At 69.7% G+C, this 17,205-nt stretch carries 18 protein-coding genes; 6 read left to right on the forward strand and 12 right to left on the reverse strand.

Annotation, left to right across the window (positions count from 1 at the left end):
* The first annotated feature begins 51 nt into the window (after window positions 1-51).
* The 3 genes from ACPCHZ_RS03975 (at window position 52) to ACPCHZ_RS03985 (ending at window position 4,330) form a co-directional block, all read left to right on the forward strand.
* Window positions 52-1,584 carry a Re/Si-specific NAD(P)(+) transhydrogenase subunit alpha gene (locus tag ACPCHZ_RS03975; protein ID WP_423483541.1) on the forward strand — a complete coding sequence of 511 codons (1,533 nt, stop codon included), beginning with the start codon at window positions 52-54 and terminating at the stop codon, window positions 1,582-1,584.
* A gap of 3 nt (window positions 1,585-1,587) precedes the next feature.
* Window positions 1,588-3,027: a Re/Si-specific NAD(P)(+) transhydrogenase subunit beta gene (pntB, locus tag ACPCHZ_RS03980; RefSeq protein ID WP_423483542.1), complete on the forward strand. Its 1,440-nt coding sequence runs from the start codon at window positions 1,588-1,590 to the stop codon at window positions 3,025-3,027.
* Between the two features lie 121 nt (window positions 3,028-3,148).
* The gene (locus ACPCHZ_RS03985; protein WP_423483543.1) at window positions 3,149-4,330 is read left to right on the forward strand and encodes an acyl-CoA dehydrogenase family protein; all 1,182 of its coding nucleotides are present in this window, start codon (window positions 3,149-3,151) and stop codon (window positions 4,328-4,330) included.
* Between the two features lie 9 nt (window positions 4,331-4,339).
* Here the strand turns inward: ACPCHZ_RS03985 and ACPCHZ_RS03990 are convergent, their stop codons facing one another.
* The 4 genes from ACPCHZ_RS03990 to ACPCHZ_RS04005 all read right to left on the reverse strand — a co-directional run bounded on the left by ACPCHZ_RS03990 (window position 4,340) and on the right by ACPCHZ_RS04005 (window position 7,718).
* Window positions 4,340-5,119: a methyltransferase domain-containing protein gene (locus tag ACPCHZ_RS03990; protein ID WP_423483544.1), complete on the reverse strand. Its 780-nt coding sequence runs from the start codon at window positions 5,117-5,119 to the stop codon at window positions 4,340-4,342.
* A 68-nt stretch (window positions 5,120-5,187) separates the two neighbouring features.
* Window positions 5,188-5,814 carry a LysE family translocator gene (locus ACPCHZ_RS03995; protein WP_423483545.1) on the reverse strand — a complete coding sequence of 209 codons (627 nt, stop codon included), beginning with the start codon at window positions 5,812-5,814 and terminating at the stop codon, window positions 5,188-5,190.
* Between the two features lie 52 nt (window positions 5,815-5,866).
* On the reverse strand, window positions 5,867-7,066 hold the full coding sequence (locus ACPCHZ_RS04000) for a sensor histidine kinase (protein ID WP_423483546.1): 1,200 nt from the start codon (window positions 7,064-7,066) through the stop codon (window positions 5,867-5,869).
* A 1-nt stretch (window position 7,067) separates the two neighbouring features.
* A complete protein-coding gene (locus ACPCHZ_RS04005; RefSeq protein ID WP_423483547.1) occupies window positions 7,068-7,718 on the reverse strand; it encodes a response regulator in 651 nt (216 codons plus the stop codon).
* Between the two features lie 174 nt (window positions 7,719-7,892).
* On the opposite strand from ACPCHZ_RS04005, the gene ACPCHZ_RS04010 reads away from it, so the two are divergent.
* The 3 genes from ACPCHZ_RS04010 to ACPCHZ_RS04020 all read left to right on the forward strand — a co-directional run bounded on the left by ACPCHZ_RS04010 (window position 7,893) and on the right by ACPCHZ_RS04020 (window position 10,263).
* The gene (locus ACPCHZ_RS04010; RefSeq protein WP_423483548.1) at window positions 7,893-8,117 is read left to right on the forward strand and encodes a hypothetical protein; all 225 of its coding nucleotides are present in this window, start codon (window positions 7,893-7,895) and stop codon (window positions 8,115-8,117) included.
* Between the two features lie 125 nt (window positions 8,118-8,242).
* Complete coding sequence (locus ACPCHZ_RS04015; RefSeq protein ID WP_423483800.1) at window positions 8,243-9,466, forward strand: acyl-CoA dehydrogenase family protein; 1,224 nt, start codon at window positions 8,243-8,245, stop codon at window positions 9,464-9,466.
* The gene (locus ACPCHZ_RS04020) at window positions 9,463-10,263 is read left to right on the forward strand and encodes a tyrosine-protein phosphatase (RefSeq protein WP_423483549.1); all 801 of its coding nucleotides are present in this window, start codon (window positions 9,463-9,465) and stop codon (window positions 10,261-10,263) included. The genes ACPCHZ_RS04015 and ACPCHZ_RS04020 overlap by 4 nt, the downstream gene beginning before the upstream one ends.
* Window positions 10,264-10,272: 9 nt before the next feature.
* On the opposite strand, the gene ACPCHZ_RS04025 is transcribed toward ACPCHZ_RS04020, so the two are convergent.
* From ACPCHZ_RS04025 to ACPCHZ_RS04060, 8 genes are all read right to left on the reverse strand, one after another.
* Window positions 10,273-10,758: a DUF456 domain-containing protein gene (locus tag ACPCHZ_RS04025; RefSeq protein WP_423483550.1), complete on the reverse strand. Its 486-nt coding sequence runs from the start codon at window positions 10,756-10,758 to the stop codon at window positions 10,273-10,275.
* 18 nt (window positions 10,759-10,776) lie between these two features.
* A complete protein-coding gene (locus ACPCHZ_RS04030) occupies window positions 10,777-11,475 on the reverse strand; it encodes a methyltransferase domain-containing protein (RefSeq protein ID WP_423483801.1) in 699 nt (232 codons plus the stop codon).
* A 49-nt stretch (window positions 11,476-11,524) separates the two neighbouring features.
* Entirely contained in the window at window positions 11,525-12,229 is a 705-nt protein-coding gene (locus tag ACPCHZ_RS04035) for a haloacid dehalogenase type II (RefSeq protein WP_423483551.1), read from the reverse strand.
* A complete protein-coding gene (locus ACPCHZ_RS04040) occupies window positions 12,226-13,188 on the reverse strand; it encodes an NADPH:quinone oxidoreductase family protein (RefSeq protein WP_423483552.1) in 963 nt (320 codons plus the stop codon). Before ACPCHZ_RS04040 ends, ACPCHZ_RS04035 begins: the two co-directional genes overlap by 4 nt.
* Window positions 13,185-14,051: an SDR family oxidoreductase gene (locus ACPCHZ_RS04045; RefSeq protein ID WP_364977768.1), complete on the reverse strand. Its 867-nt coding sequence runs from the start codon at window positions 14,049-14,051 to the stop codon at window positions 13,185-13,187. Before ACPCHZ_RS04045 ends, ACPCHZ_RS04040 begins: the two co-directional genes overlap by 4 nt.
* Before the next feature lie 51 nt (window positions 14,052-14,102).
* Complete coding sequence (locus tag ACPCHZ_RS04050) at window positions 14,103-15,497, reverse strand: aldehyde dehydrogenase family protein (RefSeq protein WP_423483553.1); 1,395 nt, start codon at window positions 15,495-15,497, stop codon at window positions 14,103-14,105.
* A 70-nt stretch (window positions 15,498-15,567) separates the two neighbouring features.
* Window positions 15,568-16,506 carry a class I SAM-dependent methyltransferase gene (locus tag ACPCHZ_RS04055; protein ID WP_423483554.1) on the reverse strand — a complete coding sequence of 313 codons (939 nt, stop codon included), beginning with the start codon at window positions 16,504-16,506 and terminating at the stop codon, window positions 15,568-15,570.
* Between the two features lie 60 nt (window positions 16,507-16,566).
* The gene (locus ACPCHZ_RS04060) at window positions 16,567-17,202 is read right to left on the reverse strand and encodes a TetR/AcrR family transcriptional regulator (protein ID WP_423483802.1); all 636 of its coding nucleotides are present in this window, start codon (window positions 17,200-17,202) and stop codon (window positions 16,567-16,569) included.
* Window positions 17,203-17,205: the final 3 nt, after the last annotated feature.

Genomic DNA, 17,205 nt, shown 5'->3' on the forward strand with positions numbered 1-17,205 from the left:
ACCGCCCCAGGGCCGCGCGCGGGGCCCGAGAGCAAATGGGAGACTCTTCGGATGATTATCGGAATACCGCGCGAGTCCCACGCGGGTGAGACGCGTGTCGCCGGCACGCCGCAGACCGTCGGAGCGCTGATCAAGCTCGGCTACTCAGTCGTCGTCGAGTCCGGTGCCGGTGACGCCTCGAGCTTCTCCGATGAGGCGTACGTCGACGCAGGCGCCCAGGTCGGCTCGTCCGGAGAAGCGCTGTCCGCCGACGTCGTCCTCAAGGTCAACGCCCCCGCCGACGCCGAGATCGCGGCCCTGCGCGACGGAGCCACGCTGGTCAGCCTCATCTCGCCGGCGCTCAACCCCGAGCTGGTCGAGAAGATGGGCGCCCGCCCGATCACCGTGCTGGCGATGGACGCCGTCCCGCGCATCTCGCGGGCGCAGTCACTGGACGTGCTGTCGTCGATGGCCAACATCGCCGGGTACCGGGCCGTCGTCGAGGCGGCACACAGCTTCGGCAGGTTCTTCACCGGGCAGGTCACCGCGGCGGGCAAGGTGCCGCCGGCCAAGGTGCTGGTCGTCGGCGCGGGCGTGGCCGGACTGGCCGCCATCGGCGCCGCGGGCAGCATGGGCGCCATCGTGCGGGCCACCGACCCACGGCCCGAGGTCGCCGACCAGGTCAAGTCGCTCGGCGGGGAGTACCTCTACGTCGACCCGGAGGCCGCCGAGGTCTCGGCGACCGGCTACGCCAAGGAGATGGGCGACGACTACAAGGCCCGCGAGGCGGCGCTGTACGCCGAGCAGACCAAGGACGTCGACATCATCATCACCACCGCGCTCATCCCGGGCCGGCCCGCGCCGCGGATCATCACCGCGGAGATGGTCGCCTCGATGAACCCGGGCAGCGTGATCGTGGACATGGCCGCGGCCAACGGCGGCAACGTCGAGGGCACGGTGAAGGACCAGGCGGTCGTCACCGACAACGGCGTGACGATCATCGGCTACACCGATCTGGCCGGGCGGCTGCCCGCGACGGCCTCCCAGCTCTACGGCACCAACCTGGTGAACCTGCTCAAGCTGCTCACCCCGGAGAAGGACGGCCAGCTCACCCTCGACTTCGACGACGTCGTGCAGCGGTCGGTGACCGTCGTGCGCGGCGGCGAGGTGACATGGCCGCCGCCACCGGTGCAGGTGTCCGCGGCACCGGCCGCCGCCAAGACCGCGCCGGCGGAGGCGCCCAAGGCCAAGGAGCCGATGTCGACGGGACGCCGGCTGGGCATCGCCTTCGCGGCGGCCGCGGTGCTGTTCGCCCTCATCGCCTTCTCCCCTGCTGCGCTGCAGGTGCACCTGACGGTGTTCGCACTGGCGATCGTGATCGGCTACTACGTGATCGGCAATGTGCACCACGCGCTGCACACACCGCTGATGTCGGTGACCAACGCGATCTCGGGCATCATCGTGGTCGGCGCGCTGCTGCAGATCGGCCACGGGGACGTCGCCGTCACCGCCCTGGCCACCGCCGCGATCCTGCTCGCCAGCATCAACGTCTTCGGCGGCTTCGCGGTGACCCGCCGCATGCTCGCGATGTTCTCGAGGAGCTGAGACATGTTCACCATAGAAACCGCCGCCACCGCGGCCTACGTCGTCGCCGCGCTGCTGTTCATCCTGGCGCTGGCCGGCCTGTCCAAGCACGAGACGTCGCGCGCCGGCAACAGCTTCGGCATCGCAGGCATGGCGCTGGCGCTGATCGCGACCGTCGCTCTCGCGCTGGCCCGCCACATCGAACCGGTGGGCCTGGCGCTGCTGGCAGGCGCCGTGGTCATCGGCGCCGCGATCGGCCTGTGGCGCGCCAAGGTCGTGGAGATGACCGGCATGCCCGAGTTGATCGCGCTGCTGCACTCGTTCGTCGGCCTGGCCGCCGTGCTGGTCGGCTGGAACGGCTACCTGCACGTCGAGGGCGACGCGGGCGGCGCCGAAGCCGTGCAGTTGGCGGGCGAGGGAATGCTCGGCATCCACTCCGCCGAGGTCGTCATCGGCGTCTTCATCGGCGCGGTGACGTTCACCGGTTCGATCGTGGCCAACCTCAAGCTGTCGGCACGGATCAAGTCCGCCCCGATGATGCTGCCCGGCAAGAACTTCCTCAACGTCGGGGCGCTGGCGGTGTTCGCCGCGCTCACCGTCTGGTTCGTGATCGACCCGCAGCTGTGGCTGCTGGTCGTCGTCACGGTGCTGGCATTGCTGCTGGGCTGGCATCTGGTCGCCTCGATCGGCGGCGGTGACATGCCGGTGGTGGTGTCGATGCTGAACAGCTACTCGGGCTGGGCCGCCGCGGCGTCGGGCTTCCTGCTCGGCAACGACCTGTTGATCATTACCGGCGCGCTGGTCGGGTCCTCCGGTGCCTACCTGTCCTACATCATGTGCAAGGCCATGAACCGGTCGTTCATCTCCGTCATCGCCGGCGGCTTCGGTATCGAGGCGGGCCCGGCCGAGGACAAGGACTACGGCGAGCACCGCGAAATCAACGCCGAGGGCGCCGCCGAGCTGCTCAGCACCGCATCGTCGGTGATCATCACGCCCGGCTACGGCATGGCCGTAGCGCAGGCCCAGTACGGGGTGGCCGACCTGACCCGCAAGCTGCGGGAGCGCGGCGTCGACGTGCGCTTCGGCATCCACCCCGTCGCGGGCCGCCTGCCCGGCCACATGAACGTGCTGCTGGCCGAGGCGAAGGTGCCCTACGACATCGTGCTGGAGATGGACGAGATCAACGACGACTTCGACGGCACCTCCGTCGTGCTCGTCATCGGCGCCAACGACACCGTCAACCCGGCGGCCTCGGAGGATCCCAGCAGCCCGATTGCCGGCATGCCGGTGCTGACGGTGTGGAACGCCGACCACGTCATCGTCTTCAAGCGCTCGATGGCCTCGGGCTACGCGGGTGTGCAGAACCCCTTGTTCTTCCGGGAGAACACCCAGATGCTGTTCGGCGACGCCAAGGACCGGGTGGACGCGATCAACGCGGCGCTGTCGGTCAGCGAGAAGGTCTAGCCGACGTCGATTATGCGCAGAGGGTCGTGCACTCCGCGGAATCACGACCCTGCGCGCAAATTCGAGAGCAGGCAGGCAGCGCTAGTCGATCGCTCAGCGCAGATCACTAGGATGTTCGACCATGCCCGTTGACCGCCTGCTCCCCTCCGACGAGGCGCGCGATCTCATCGCGCTGACGCGTGACATCGCCGACAAGGTGCTCGAACCGATCGTCGACGAGCACGAGAAGGCGGAGACGTATCCCGACGGGGTGTTCGAGCAGTTGGGCGCCGCCGGGCTGCTGAGCCTGCCGCAGCCCGAGGAGTGGGGCGGCGGCGGCCAGCCCTACGAGGTGTACCTGCAGGTGCTCGAGGAGATCGCGGCACGGTGGGCGGCCGTCGCCGTCGCGGTCAGCGTGCACAGCCTGTCGTCGCATCCGCTGCTGGCGTTCGGCACCGACGAGCAGAAGCAGCGGTGGCTGCCCGGCATGCTGTCCGGTGAGCAGATCGGCGCGTACAGCCTGTCGGAGCCGCAGGCCGGATCCGACGCGGCGGCGTTGCGCTGCGCGGCCGTGCGGGACGACGACGGCTACGTCATCACCGGGGAGAAGTCCTGGATCACCCACGGTGGGCGGGCGGATTTCTACACGCTGTTCGTCCGCACCGGCGAGGAGGGTCGCGCCGGCGGGCAGGAGCGTAGCGACCGGGGAGGTCGTGGAAGCATCAGCAGCTTCCTGATCCCCGGCGATCTGGCGGGGCTGAGTTTCGGTGTGCCCGAGGAGAAGATGGGGCTGCACGCGGTGCCCACCACGTCGGCGTACTACGACCATGCCCGCGTCGACGCCGACCGCCGGATCGGCGCCGAGGGCCAGGGCCTGCAGATCGCGTTCTCCGCCCTGGACTCCGGGCGGCTCGGCATCGCCGCGGTGGCGGTCGGGATCGCGCAGGCCGCGCTCGATGCCGCCACCGAGTACGCCAACGAGCGAACCACGTTCGGCCGCAAGATCATCGACCACCAGGGGCTTGGCTTCCTGCTGGCCGACATGGCCGCCGCCGTGGTCAGCGCCCGGACCACGTATCTCGACGCCGCGCGCAGGCGCGATCTCGACCTGCCGTATTCGATGCAGGCCAGCATCGCCAAGCTGGTGGCCACCGACGCGGCGATGAAGGTCACCACCGACGCCGTGCAGGTGCTCGGCGGGGTGGGCTACACCCGTGACTACCGCGTGGAGCGGTTCATGCGGGAGGCCAAGATCACCCAGATCTTCGAGGGCACCAACCAGATTCAGCGACTCGTGATCTCCCGGGCGCTCACGGCGCGCTGACCGGCTGCTCTACGACCTGGCCTGAGCCGCTGCTGCGACGACGAACAGCGTGATCGAGGCGAAGAACGGTTCCGTGTCGAGGTGCTGCAGCCAGCTACGCGCTTGCTCCTCGCTCAGGTATCCGGCGGCCACAGCGCCTTCGGTGACCGACCGGATGGTGAGCACGTTCTCGGCCTCGGCGGCGGCGGTGAACACCACGGTGGCCGGGATGATCGCGTCGACCGTCAACCCGGCGTGCCGGAGCAGCCGGGGCAGCGCCCGGCCGACGGTGGCGTTGGGCGCGGTGCGCTCGACGTTGTAGCGGGTGTACGCACTGCTGGTGGCGGCGTCCGGATGGTCGATGACCAGGGTGGCCCAGTCCGGTTCGACGCAGACGATCCGCCCCGCCGGGCGCAACAGCCGGGCGGCTTCACCGATCACGGTGGCCGGCGACGACACGTGCTGCAGCATGCGGTCGATGTGCACCCGGTCCACCGAACCTGTCTCGACGGGCAGCCGGTGTGCGTCGGCGATCTCGGTCGACACGTTGGCCAGGTCGGCGGTGTCGGCCCTGGCGTGCCGGATCAGTTCGACGTCATGGTCGATGCCGATCACCCGTCCGGTCGGGCCGACCGCCTCGGCGTAGGACCTCAGATCGGCCCCCGGCCCGCATCCCACGTCGACGACCACGTGCCCGCTGCCGAGGTCGAGTTGCGCGTTCCCGATCGCCTTGAACCTGCCCGCGTCGGAATGCGCGAGCCGCAGCAGGTAGTCGCGCGAACGCGCCGCTTCGAGCGGTGTCCGTGACATCGGTCGAGCGTAGTGGCCCGGCTCGGGCGCCGGCCGTTTCGCGCCGATCGGTGCCTACTTGTCGGTGCCTACTTGTCGACGGCCATCTTCACGGCCATCCCGCCCAGCACCGTCCCCGCCACGTACCGCTGCACCCGCAGCCAGACCGGTCGCGCGGTGAGAAAGCCGGAGATGGTGGCCGCGGCGAGCACGATCGCTCCGTTGACGGTCACCGCGATCGCGATCTGCACCAGGCCGAGCAGCAGCGCCTGCAACCAGATCGACCCGCGCGCCGGATCGATGAACTGCGGGATGAGCGCCATGTACATGAGCGCGATCTTCGGGTTCAGCAGATTGGTGACCAGACCCATGCCGAACAGCCGCAGCGGCCGGTGCGCCTGTTGGTCGGCGCCGCCGAACGGCGACTTCCCGCCCGGCCGCAGCATGGTCCACGCCAGGTAGCCCAGGTAGACCGCACCGGCGATCTTGACGGCGGTGAACAGCGCGGGCACCGCCACGAAGATCGCGGTCAGGCCGAGGGTGGCCGCCGACAGGTACACCGCGAAACCCGACGCGACGCCGGCCAGTGACACCAACCCGGCGGCACGGCCCTGGCTGACGCTGCGGGAGGCGAGGTAGATCATGTTCGGACCCGGCGTCAGCACCATGAGAAGGGCGACGAGCGCGACACCGGCGACAGCGGAGAAGTCGATCACCCCCGCAATCCTCGTCCGCGACCGCGCCCGGCCGCCACCGATTTACCGGTGCTCACGAGCCGCCGGGCCCGGGTTCGGGCGGCGAGGTGACGGTGATCCGGGTGCCCTCGCCCTCCGTCGACTCGACGTGCAGGTGCCCGCCCATCGCGTCGATGCGCACCATCAGCGACGCCAGGCCGATGTGTCCCTGCGCGACCCGTTCGTCGACGATCGCGGGGTCGAATCCGGTGCCGTCGTCGGCGACGGTGAGCACCACGCGGTCGCCGTCGCGACGGAGCGACACCGTCACCTCGGTGGCGCCCGCATGCTTGCCGATGTTGGTGAGCAGTTCGCGCGCCGCCCGGTACAGCAGCGCCTGCGAGGCCGGAGCCCCGACGTCATCCAGGTCGGCCTCGAGCAGGAAGTCACTGCGGGAGCCGTGCTGGCGCAACAGTTCCCGCACCGCCTCGGTGAGCCCGAGTTGCGCCAGCACCTGCGGGTGCAGTTCGGTCACCGTCGAGCGCATCCCGGCCGCGGTGTCCTGCAGCGCGGCGTACACCGCGTCGAGGCGGGTGTCGGGATGACTCTCCCGGATCTCGTCGAGCTGCATCCGGGCGGCGAGCAGTGTCTGCAGCGGACCGTCGTGCAGATGCTCGGCCAGTTCCCGATTCTGGCGTTCCTCCGCTCGGGTCGACTCGTAGACCAGCCGGCGGCGCACCTCCTGCAGGGCCCGTACCCGCGCCGCCCGGCGGGCCAGCACGAAGCACAGCGCGGTGGTGGCGACGGCCAGCCACACCAGGAATCCGAACTGCAGATACACCATGTCCGGCATGCCGACACGGTTGTCGCGCTTGGAGTAGACGACCCACACGGCGAGATAGCCGACGGCAGAGCACAATCCGAGCACCGCCGTCAACACCGGACGGTCCTGGAATGCCACCGACAGCGGCAGCAGGAAGAAGACCGGCAGCAGCGCGGCGGTCGCGCCGCCCGACACCAGGCACAGCACCACCACCACCGCGACGTCGACCGCGGTGGGCGCCCACGTCGACCAGCTCGGCAACGGACCACGGTGGATCGCCACCAGCCACGCCGCGGCGGCCACGGCGTAGCCGCCGAGGATCGCGGCGTAGAGCGCAGGCAGCCAGTGGTCCACCTCCCACTCCATGACCAGCACGAGCATCAGGGCGATCAGCGGCAGCCGTAGCACCGCGGCCACCCGCACGGGTTCGGTGGAGTACCGCTCGACCAGCTGCCCTGTGCCGGAAAGCATGTCAGTCGAGCAGTTTTCGGCGCATCGCCTCGGCGACAGCCGCGCCGCGGTCGCTGACGCCGAGCTTCTCGTAGAGCCGCTGCACGTGGGTCTTCACCGTCGACGGCGCGAGGAACATGTCCCTGGCCATCGCCGGGATGCTGAGACCCGCAGCGATCATCGTGAGCACCTCGCGCTCGCGCGGGCTCAGCACCGGGGCGTCGGGTTCGTTGCGGCGGCGGATCTCACCGGCCAGTCCGGCGGCGAGCGCCGGGGCGATGACGTCGCGGCCCTTGGCGCAGTCGAGCACCGCCTCGACCAGTTCGCTGCGCGACGACTCCTTGGAGATGAAGCCGGCGGCGCCCTCCTGTATCGCCTTGTAGACGATCGCGGACTCGTCGTGGGCCGACAGCAGCAGCACCCGGGTGGACAGGTCGTCGCGGATCACCGCCGCGGCCACCTCCGCGCCGTCCAGTCCCGGCATGCGGTAGTCCAGCAGCGCCACCTGCGGCCGGTGCTCGCGGATCATGGCCAGCGCGGCCACTCCGTCGTCGGCCTCGGCCACCACGTCGATCGCACCGCTGGACTGCAGCGCACGCACCACTCCGTCGCGGAACAGCGGGTGGTCGTCGCCCACCACCACGCGCACCTTGCCGAGCGCCTCGTCGGCCACGCCGATCAGCTTGACACAGCGCTCGCCACCGTTCCCCCGATCGGGGGAACGGGGATTCCTCCGGTGTGACCGCCGATCGGCGGACAGACGCAGGCCCCGGTTCGCGACATAGTTGTGTCATCGCCGGAGAACACCGGCGGAAGAACTCAAAAGTCAACGAACACAGGAGAAATCATGAACACCATCGTCCGCGTCCTCGCCCTCCCGGTCCTCTCGGCCGGCATCATCGGCGGCGCTGCCCTCGGCTTGGCGGGCACCGCGTCGGCCGCCCCGCCCTCCGCTCCGCAGGACCCCGGCCACTCCTACGTCCAGCCGACCAAGGCGAAGCCGACCGCCCAGCAGATGAAGGGCTCACACCACCGCAAGAAGGTCATGCGCCACCACCGGCGACACCACTGATCCACCGACCACCGACGGCCCCGCCACCTCCACGGCGGGGCCGTCGGCCGTTCGCACCCCGGGCGGGCGTGGGCGGGAGCCGCATGCTTTTACACGTGTCATATCGTGGCCGGATGGACTTCGCGATGTCGGCCAAGGCACTGGATTACCACAAGCGGCTGACCGCTTTCATGACGGAGTTCGTCTTCCCCGCCGAAGCGGAGTACCACCGCTACCGCGAGGAGGCCGGACCCAAGGACCACACGGTCCCGCCGATCGTCGAGGAGCTCAAGGCACGTGCCAAGGAGCAGGGGCTGTGGAACCTGTTCCTGCCCTCGGAATCGGGGCTGAGCAACCTGGAGTACGCGCCGCTGGCCGAGCTGAGCGGCTGGAGCATGGAGATCGCTCCTGAAGCCCTCAACTGCGCAGCACCCGACACCGGGAACATGGAGACGCTGCACCTGTTCGCCGACGAGGAGCAGAGCAAGCAGTGGCTCGAGCCGCTGCTGTCCGGCGAGATCCGCAGCGCGTTCGCGATGACCGAGCCGGCGGTGGCGTCGTCGGATGCGCGCAACATCGAGACGACGATGCTGCGGGACGGCGACGACTACGTCATCAACGGCCGCAAGTGGTGGATCTCCGGTGCGGCCGATCCCCGCTGCAAGATCCTGATCGTGATGGGCCGGACCAACCCCGACGCGGCCAGCCATCAGCAGCAGTCGATGATCCTCGTCCCGGTGGACACGCCGGGGGTGACGATCGAGCGGTCGCTGCCCGTGTTCGGTTATCAGGATCAGCACGGACACTGTGAGATCTCGTTCGACAACGTGCGGGTGCCGATCGCGAACCTGTTGCACGAGGAGGGCAGCGGCTTCGCGATCGCCCAGGCTCGCCTGGGTCCCGGCCGGATCCACCACTGCATGCGTGCGATCGGGGTGGCCGAGCGTGCGCTCGCGCTGATGGTCGACCGGGTGCAGACGCGCATAGCGTTCGGCAAGCCACTGGCCGAGCAGGGCGTGGTTCAGCAGCAGGTCGCTTTGTCGCGCAACGAGATCGACCAGGCGCGGCTGCTCTGCCACAAGGCGGCGTGGACCATCGACCAGCACGGCAACAAGAGCAAGGAAGCCCGGATGCAGGTCGCGCAGATCAAGGCGGTGGCGCCGCAGATGGCGTGCAACGTGCTCGACCGGGCGATCCAGGTGCACGGCGCGGCGGGCATCTGCGACGACGTGCCGCTGGCCCGGCTCTACGGTTGGCACCGGGCGATGCGGCTGTTCGACGGTCCCGACGAGGTGCACATGCGCACCATCGCCCGCGCCGAACTCGGCAGGGAGAAGTCCCCGTTCGCCGCGGCGGTGACGGGCGCGTGACGCGCGGCCTCGAAGAGCTGTCGGGGGCGTGGAACTTCCGCGACATCGCCGAACACACCGCGATCCGGCCCGGCCGGTTCTTCAGGTCCAGCGAGCTGGCCGCACTCGACGACGCAGGGCGGGCGGCGCTCGCCGGGCTCGGTGTCACCGACGTCGCGGATCTGCGTTCGGACCGTGAGGTCGACCGCCGCGGTGCGAGCCTGGTGCCCGACGGTGTCGCCGTCCACCGGCTGCCGTTCCGGGAGGTCGGCACCCATGCCCCGCACGAGCAGGGCTTCGAGCAGATGCTGGCGCAGGAGACCGAGGGCGCGGAGGACGTCGCGGCGGCGGCGGGCCGCTACATGACCGAGGAGTACGCGAAGTACCCGGCGATGGCCGGGGCGCAGGCCGCCGTGCGCCGGATGGTGACGCTGCTCGCCGAGCAGCGGACGGTGCTCACGCACTGTTTCGCGGGCAAGGACCGCACGGGGTTCACCGTCTCGGTCGTGCTCGAGGCCGCCGGTGTCGGCCGCGACGCCATCGTCGCGGACTTCCTCCGCAGCAACGACGCCGTACCCCTGCTGCGCGAACAGATCATGGAGTCGATCCGTGCCCGCGCCGCCGAGCAGCCCACCGATGAGATCGTGACGTTCGCCGAGGCCCGGCTGGCCGACGAGATCCTCGGGGTGCGTGAGGAATACCTCGACGCGGCGCGGCGCACCATCCTCGGCGACTACGGCTCGCTGGAGAATTACCTGGCCGCCGTCGGCGTCACCGACGAGGACGTCGCGCGCCTGCGGCAGCAGCTACGCGACTGACCGACAGCGCTACTGCGTGACGTAGACCCCGGCCACCCACGCCGCGGTCGCCAGCAGCGCACCCGCCAACTCGACGAACATCGACAGCGCGACGCCCTTCAGCGCGTGCACCGTCGACGCCCAGGCCAGCCGCTGATCACGGCGCGCCGCGAGTTCGGCGAGGTAGATGCCGCCGATGAAGCCGATCGGCAGGCCGAGGACGGGGATCACGAAGAAGCCGATGATGCCCAGCACACCGCCCACCGCCAGGCTCGAGGTCCGCACGTCGGCCGCGCGCATCCGGCGCACCGGCCACAGGTACTTCACCAAAGTCGTCGCGCCGAGCAGTACGGACGCCACCGCCAGGGTCACCCATCCGGCCACGTCCTGCTCCACCAGCGCCCACACCAGGATCGCCGCGAAGATCAGCAACGTGCCCGGCAGCAGCGGAACCAGGATGCCGACCAGCCCGACGGCGATCGCCAGTCCGACCAGGAGGATGCCGCCCGTGCTCACGTCAGCGAGCCTACGGCGTCACGGCCGCCTGCCGCGCACCCATTGGATGGTGCCGATCGTCTTGGTCCGCACGCCGACCAGGCCGAGCGATTCGAGGGTGTCCCCGATCTCGTCCTCGTCGAAGACGCGGGCGCCCGCGTTGGGCAGCACCCCGATCAGCCGCGCAGCGGGCCCGGCCGTCGGCACCATCACGGCCATCCGGCGGCCGGACCGCAGCACCCGCACCATCTCGGCCAGCGCCACCGCCGGATCGGGGATCAACTGCAGCATCGCCATCGACACCAGCGCGTCGACCGACTCGTCGCGGAATGGCAGTCGCTGCGCGTCGGCCCGGACGAATCCGACGTTCGGCCCTGCCTCGGCGCGCACGGCACGGGCGAGCATCGGCTCGGAGATGTCGACGCCGAGCGCGAGTCCACCGGGGCCCGCCGCCCGGCCGAGCGCCGCGGTGACGTTGCCCGGTCCGCTGCCGACGTCGAGCGCCACACCACCGACGGGCAGGCTCAGCCAGTCGATCGGCAGCTGCCACGACGTGACCAGCCGCCGCACCACGATCTGGGAGTTGTCGTAGACCATCGAGCCCAGCCGCGACGCCCACATCGCCTGGATGGTTCCGGTGTTGCGTTCGGACGCGTCACCCGTGTCGCCCAGCAGGTCGAGGTAACCGCCGTCGATCCTCGGGCTCGCCGGCGGATCGGCGAGCAGCTTCTGAGCCATCCGGAGCGCGGGCGGAAGAGGTGTGGTCACGCCGTCCACGCTACGCCGCTCATGCCCCCAGTTTGTCGGCCAGATCCTGGAAATCGGCTGCCATGACGTCGAATTCGCCGTCCGGCGGCATCCGCAACACCCGGTCGGGTCCGTGTTCGAGCGGACGGAACACGAAGCCCGTCCGCAGTCCCGCCGACCGGGCCGCGCGCAGGTCACCGGGGTGGGCGGCGACCAGCATCAGCTCCTGCGGCGCGACGCCGAGCAGGTCGGCGCAGCCGAGGTAGGCCTCCGGATCCGGCTTGTAGTGCCGGAACAGCTCGGCGGAGATCACGCAGTCCCACGGCAGGCCTGCGCGCTTGGCCATGTTCGTCAGCAGCGAGACGTTGCCGTTGGACAGTGTGGTGATGACGAACCGGTCCTTGAGCCGCGTCAGCCCGGCCACCGTGTCCGGCCACGGGTCCAGACGGTGCCAGGCCCGGTTCAGCTCGTCGATCTCGTCGTCGCCGACCGCGATGCCCGCGCCGGCGAGCAGCTCCACGAGGCGGCCGCGGTGCAGGTCGTCGATCCGCGTCCACGGCAGCTCGCCTTGCCGCACCCGGTCCATCGCCGGCGCGTACCCGGCCCGCCAGTCGTCGGCGAACGCCGGCCAGTCCTGGGACAGCCCGTGCCGGCGGCCGAACGCCTCGAGTTCGGCGACGATGCTGGACCGCCAGTCGACCACCGTGCCGAACACGTCGAACGCCAGGGCGCGAATCGGCGTCACGGTGTGAGCACCAGCTTGCCGCGGATCTCACCCGCGGCCAGCGCCTCGAGTGCGGCGCGGCCCTCCGCGAGCGGGTAGGTCACCGGCGGCGGTGGGCGCAGCCCGGCCTCGACCAGCTTGCCCAGCCCGGACCCGAACAGCGACTGCGCGCCCGGATTGCGGTTGACGAACTCGCCCCAACCCACGCCGACCACCGAGACGTTGCGCAGCAGCAGCCGGTTCACCTTCACCGTCGGGATTCCACCCGCGGCGAAGCCGATCACCAGCAGCCGGCCCTCGGTGGCCAGCGCGCGGATCGCGTCGTCGAACGCCTCGCCGCCGACCGGATCGACCACCAGGTCGACGCCGCGGCCGTCGGTGGCGTCGCGGACCGCCTGCAACCAGCCGTCGGTCAGCGGCAGCACCACGTCGGCGCCCAGCGACTCGACGAAATCCCGGGCGCCGGGCCGGTGCACCATCGCGATCACCTTGGCGCCCATCGCTTTTGCGATCTGGATCGAGGCCGTGCCGATGCCGCCCGCCGATCCGAGCACCAGCACGGTCTCCCCGATGCGCAGGGCGCCGCGGCGCGCCAGCGCGAAGTACATCGTGTAGTAGTTGCCGAGCAGCGCCGCGGCGGACGCGTCGTCGACACCCGGCGGGGTCGGCACCACCGACGACGCGGGCACCGCCACCTGTTCGGCGAAGCCGCCCAGCAGCGAGAACGCCGAAACCCGTTGTCCGACGGTGAACTCGGACTCCTCGGGCACCGAGCGCACGGTGCCCGCCACCTCGACGCCCGGAATGAACGGCGGATCCAGCTTCAGCTGGTACTCGCCGCGCAGCAGCAGCAGGTCGGGGAAGTTGACCCCCGCAGCCCCGACGTCGATGACGACGGCGTCGGCACTGCGCACGTCGTCGACGTCGGTGTACTCCAGGCCGGCGGGACCCGTCAACGATTGCGCGACAAGCGCTTTCACCCGAGTTTGAAGCTGGCCTGCTGCGCCGCCGACAGGTCGGTGATCTCGCCCCACTTGGCCGCGACGTCGTCGAGTGACGGCACCCCGTCGGAGAAGGTGATGCCCTCGTTCTGGAACAGCGCGGTGCGCTGGACCTTGCCGCCGCCGACGATGAAGATCGAATCGGTGTCGGGCAGTTCCTCGGTCATCAGGTAGGCCACCACCGGCGCCACGTACTCCGGGGTGAGCTTCTCGAAGACCTCCGGCGGCAGGATGTCCTGCGTCATCCGGGTGGCCGCGATCGGCGCGACGGCGTTGGTCTTGATGTTGTACTTCGCACCCTCCTGGGCCAGGGTGTTGATCAGCCCGACCAGGCCGAGCTTGGCGGCCCCGTAGTTGGCCTGCCCGAAGTTGCCGAACAGACCGCTGGTGGACGTGGCCACCACGACCCGGCCGAAGCTCTGCTCGCGGAAGTGCGGCCACGCCGCGCGGATCACGTTGTAACCGCCGTAGAGATGGACCTTCAGCACGGCGTCCCAGTTCTCGTACGTCATCTTGTGGAAGGTGCCGTCGCGCAGGATGCCCGCGTTGCTCACCACGCCGTCGACCTTGCCGAACTCGTCGATCGCGGTCTTGATGATGTTCTCGGCGCCCTCGGACTCCGCGACGGAGTCGTAGTTGGCGACCGCGCGGCCGCCTGCCGCCTTGATCTCGTCGACCACCTGATCGGCCATCGCCGAACCCGCGCCGGTGCCGTCGCGCGAACCGCCGAGGTCGTTGACCACGACGCTGGCGCCCTCCCTGGCGAGGGTCAGCGCGTACTCACGCCCCAGACCGCCTCCGGCCCCGGTGACGACGATGACGCGATCCTGCACTCCTGGCATGGGTTTCCTATCTCTCGAGCTTCGTTGACGAGGGGTGGCGAGGGGGCGAGCTCAGAACAGCTTGCGGGCCAGCTTCCAGGCCTTCTCTGTATACGGGGGATAGATGAAGGCGCCCACGTCGGGTCGGGTGGTCTTCGTCATCACCGACTTCTTGTGGCTGAACGTCTCGAAGCCGAACCTGCCGTGGTAGGCGCCCATGCCCGATGGGCCGACGCCGCCGAACGGCAGCTTGTGGGTGGCGAAGTGGAACAGCAGGTGATTGACCACCATGCCGCCCGCGGACACCTCCTTGACCACCCGCTCGCGGATGCTCTTGGTCTTGGTGAACAGGTACGCGGCCAGCGGCTTCGGCCGTGCGTTGACGAAATCGATGGCGTCGTCCAAGGACTGGACCGTCACGATCGGCAGGATCGGGCCGAAGATCTCGTCGGTCATCAGCGGCTCGGCCGGGTCGGGATCGACGACCACCGTCGGCTGGATGCTGATCGTCGACGCGTCGGACCCGCCGCCGACGACGACCTGTCCTTTCGTCGCCGCCAGCGCCGTGGCGAGCCGGTCGAAGTGCCGCTCGTTGACGATGCGCTTGCCCTCCGGATTACCGGACTCGAACGTGGTGACGGCGGCCTTGATCTTGTCGACGAGTTCGTCGCGGATCTTGGCGTCGGCGAGCACGTAGTCGGGGGCGATGCAGATCTGACCGGAGTTGATCAGCTTGGTCCAGGCGATGCGCTTGGCGGCGACGTCGATGTCGGCGTCGGCGGTGACGATCACCGGGCTCTTGCCACCCAGCTCGAGCGTCACCGGCGTCAGGTGCGGCGCGGCGCCCTCGTAGACCTTGCGGCCGATCTCCGTGCCGCCGGTGTACAGCAGATAGTCGAAGCCCTGGGCGATGAGTTCCTGGCTGACCGTGCCGTCGCCCTCGATCACCGCGATCGCGTCGTTGTCCAGGTACTTGGGCACCAGGTCGGCCATCACCGCCGACGAGGCGGCCGCCACCTCCGACGGCTTGAGCAGCACGGTGTTGCCTGCCGCGATGGCGCCGACGGCCGGGCCCAGCGTCAGCGCGAACGGGAAGTTCCAGGCGCCGATGATCAGCACCGTGCCGAACGGCTCGTGCTCCACCCAGCCCAGGCCGGGCAGCTGCGACATCTCCAGCATCCGGTACTTGCGCCGCGTCCACTTGCGGAGGTTCTTCGCCGCGTCCTTGGCCTCGCCGGCGACGCTGGCGATGTCGGCCAGCCACGCCTCGAACGGCTTGCGGCCGAGGTCCTGTTCCAGCGCGTCGGCGATGACGGCCTCGTTCTCGAGCATCAGGCGTTCCATCGCCCTCAACTGCTGTTTGCGCCATTCGATGTCGCGGGTGCGGCCGGTGGCGAACGTCTGCCGGAGCCTGGCGACGGTCGAGTCGATGTCGTGGGTGGGAGCGCTGACGGATTCGGTGGTCATGACGGGAGTCCTTCCTGACCCGAGGATGACCCGATCCTAACCAACCGGTTGGGCCGTCAGAACCCCCGTGCTACCCGGTTCGTTCGGCCGTGACGAAGTGGGAGAACGCGTTGTCGTCGGACAGATCCGCTGGCAGTGCCCACCGCTCGAGGCGGCGCATCTCCTGCTGCGAGTCCACCGGGTGCGCAGACCAGCCGTGGCCGTCGAGCCACTGGGCGACGTCCGCCCGGTCGGGGTCCTCGTAGATCAGCTCCTGGATGTCGAGCGTCTCCTCCATGCCGAACTTCTCGGCGATCCGCTCGAAACGCGCACGCATCTCCTCGCGGCGGTCCTCCGAGGACACCCCTGCGGTCTCGGCCGCGATCCGGCTGCCCACCGCGCTGAGGGCCGTGACCTGCTCGAACAGCCGGTCCTGGGCATCGGCGGGCAGATACATCAGCAGTCCCTCGGCCAGCCAGGCGGTCGGCTGCGCCGGGTCGAAACCCGCATCGCGCAGCGCCGCGGGCCAGTCGAACCGCAGGTCGATCGGCACCTCCCGGCGGGCGGCCGACGGCTGCGCGCCGTGCCGGGCGAGCGTGTCCGCCTTGAACTCGAGCACCTTGGGCTGGTCGATCTCGTAGACGGTCGTGCCTGCCGGCCAGTCCAGCCGGTAGGCGCGCGAGTCGAGGCCCGAGGCCAGGATGACGACCTGCCGGACACCCGCGGCGCTCGCCTCGGCGAAGAACCGGTCGAAGAAGTGGGTGCGCACCGCCTGGTAGCTGCCCATGTGGGTGAAGATGGCGGCGGCCTCGGCGTCCACCTCGCCGACCTTCTCGGCGAAGTCGCCGTCGAGCATCGCGCTCCACACCCCGCTGCCCGCGGCGTCGACCAGCACGCGCGCGAACGGGTCACGGATCAGCGGGTTGTCCCGCACGGTCTCGCCGGCGCGGGCCGCGGCGACCATCACGGCCGTGGTGCCGACGCTGGTGGTGATGTCCCAGGTGTCGTCATGGGTGCGCAGAGAGCTCATCACGCCATGCTACGCGAAGAGCTTAGCCAGGCTATGCGATGGGTGTGCGGGCCGGACGGCTCAGTCGCTGAGCTGCCAGAGCTTGTTGGCCATCAGCAGCTCGAACTTGTCGATGACCCGTTCCAGCTCGTCGTGGTCGCCGACGTAGCCCGCGTAGAACCCCATCCCCCACATCACCGCGACCAGCATCTCGACGATCGAGGGGATGTCGGTGTCGGTGCTGAGCTCGCCGCGCTCGATCGCGTCGTTGACGGCCCACGCCACGAACGAGCGCGAATTCCGCAACGCATCGTGCTCGTCGTTGCGCAGGTCCGGGTGCCGCTGGGACTCCAGCACCGATGTCACGAGAAAAGCTGCCGCCGAGCGATCTTCGGAACCGGCGTCCATTGTGGCGGCGAAAAAAGCGGACAACCTGCTCAACAATGTGGTGGCGCCCTGCGCCCGGGCCATCCCCGCGCTAACAATCAACGCATTCGTCTGCTCGACCACTTCGCGGTACAGAACCCGCTTACTGGCGAAGTAATGGTTGATTGCCGGCCGGGTCAGATCCGCCCGGACCGCGATCGCCTGAAAGGTCGCTGCGTCGTAGCCGAGTTCGCTGAAGATCTCCCGTGCCGCGCGCAGGATGCGCTCCCGCGTTTCCGCGGCCTTCGCTGCGGGAGGTCGACCCGGTCCCCGACTCGCGGTATACGGCACGGT

Origin of the sequence: Mycobacterium sp. NPDC050041 (assembly GCF_049541695.1) — a bacterium.
Lineage (GTDB): Bacteria > Actinomycetota > Actinomycetes > Mycobacteriales > Mycobacteriaceae > Mycobacterium.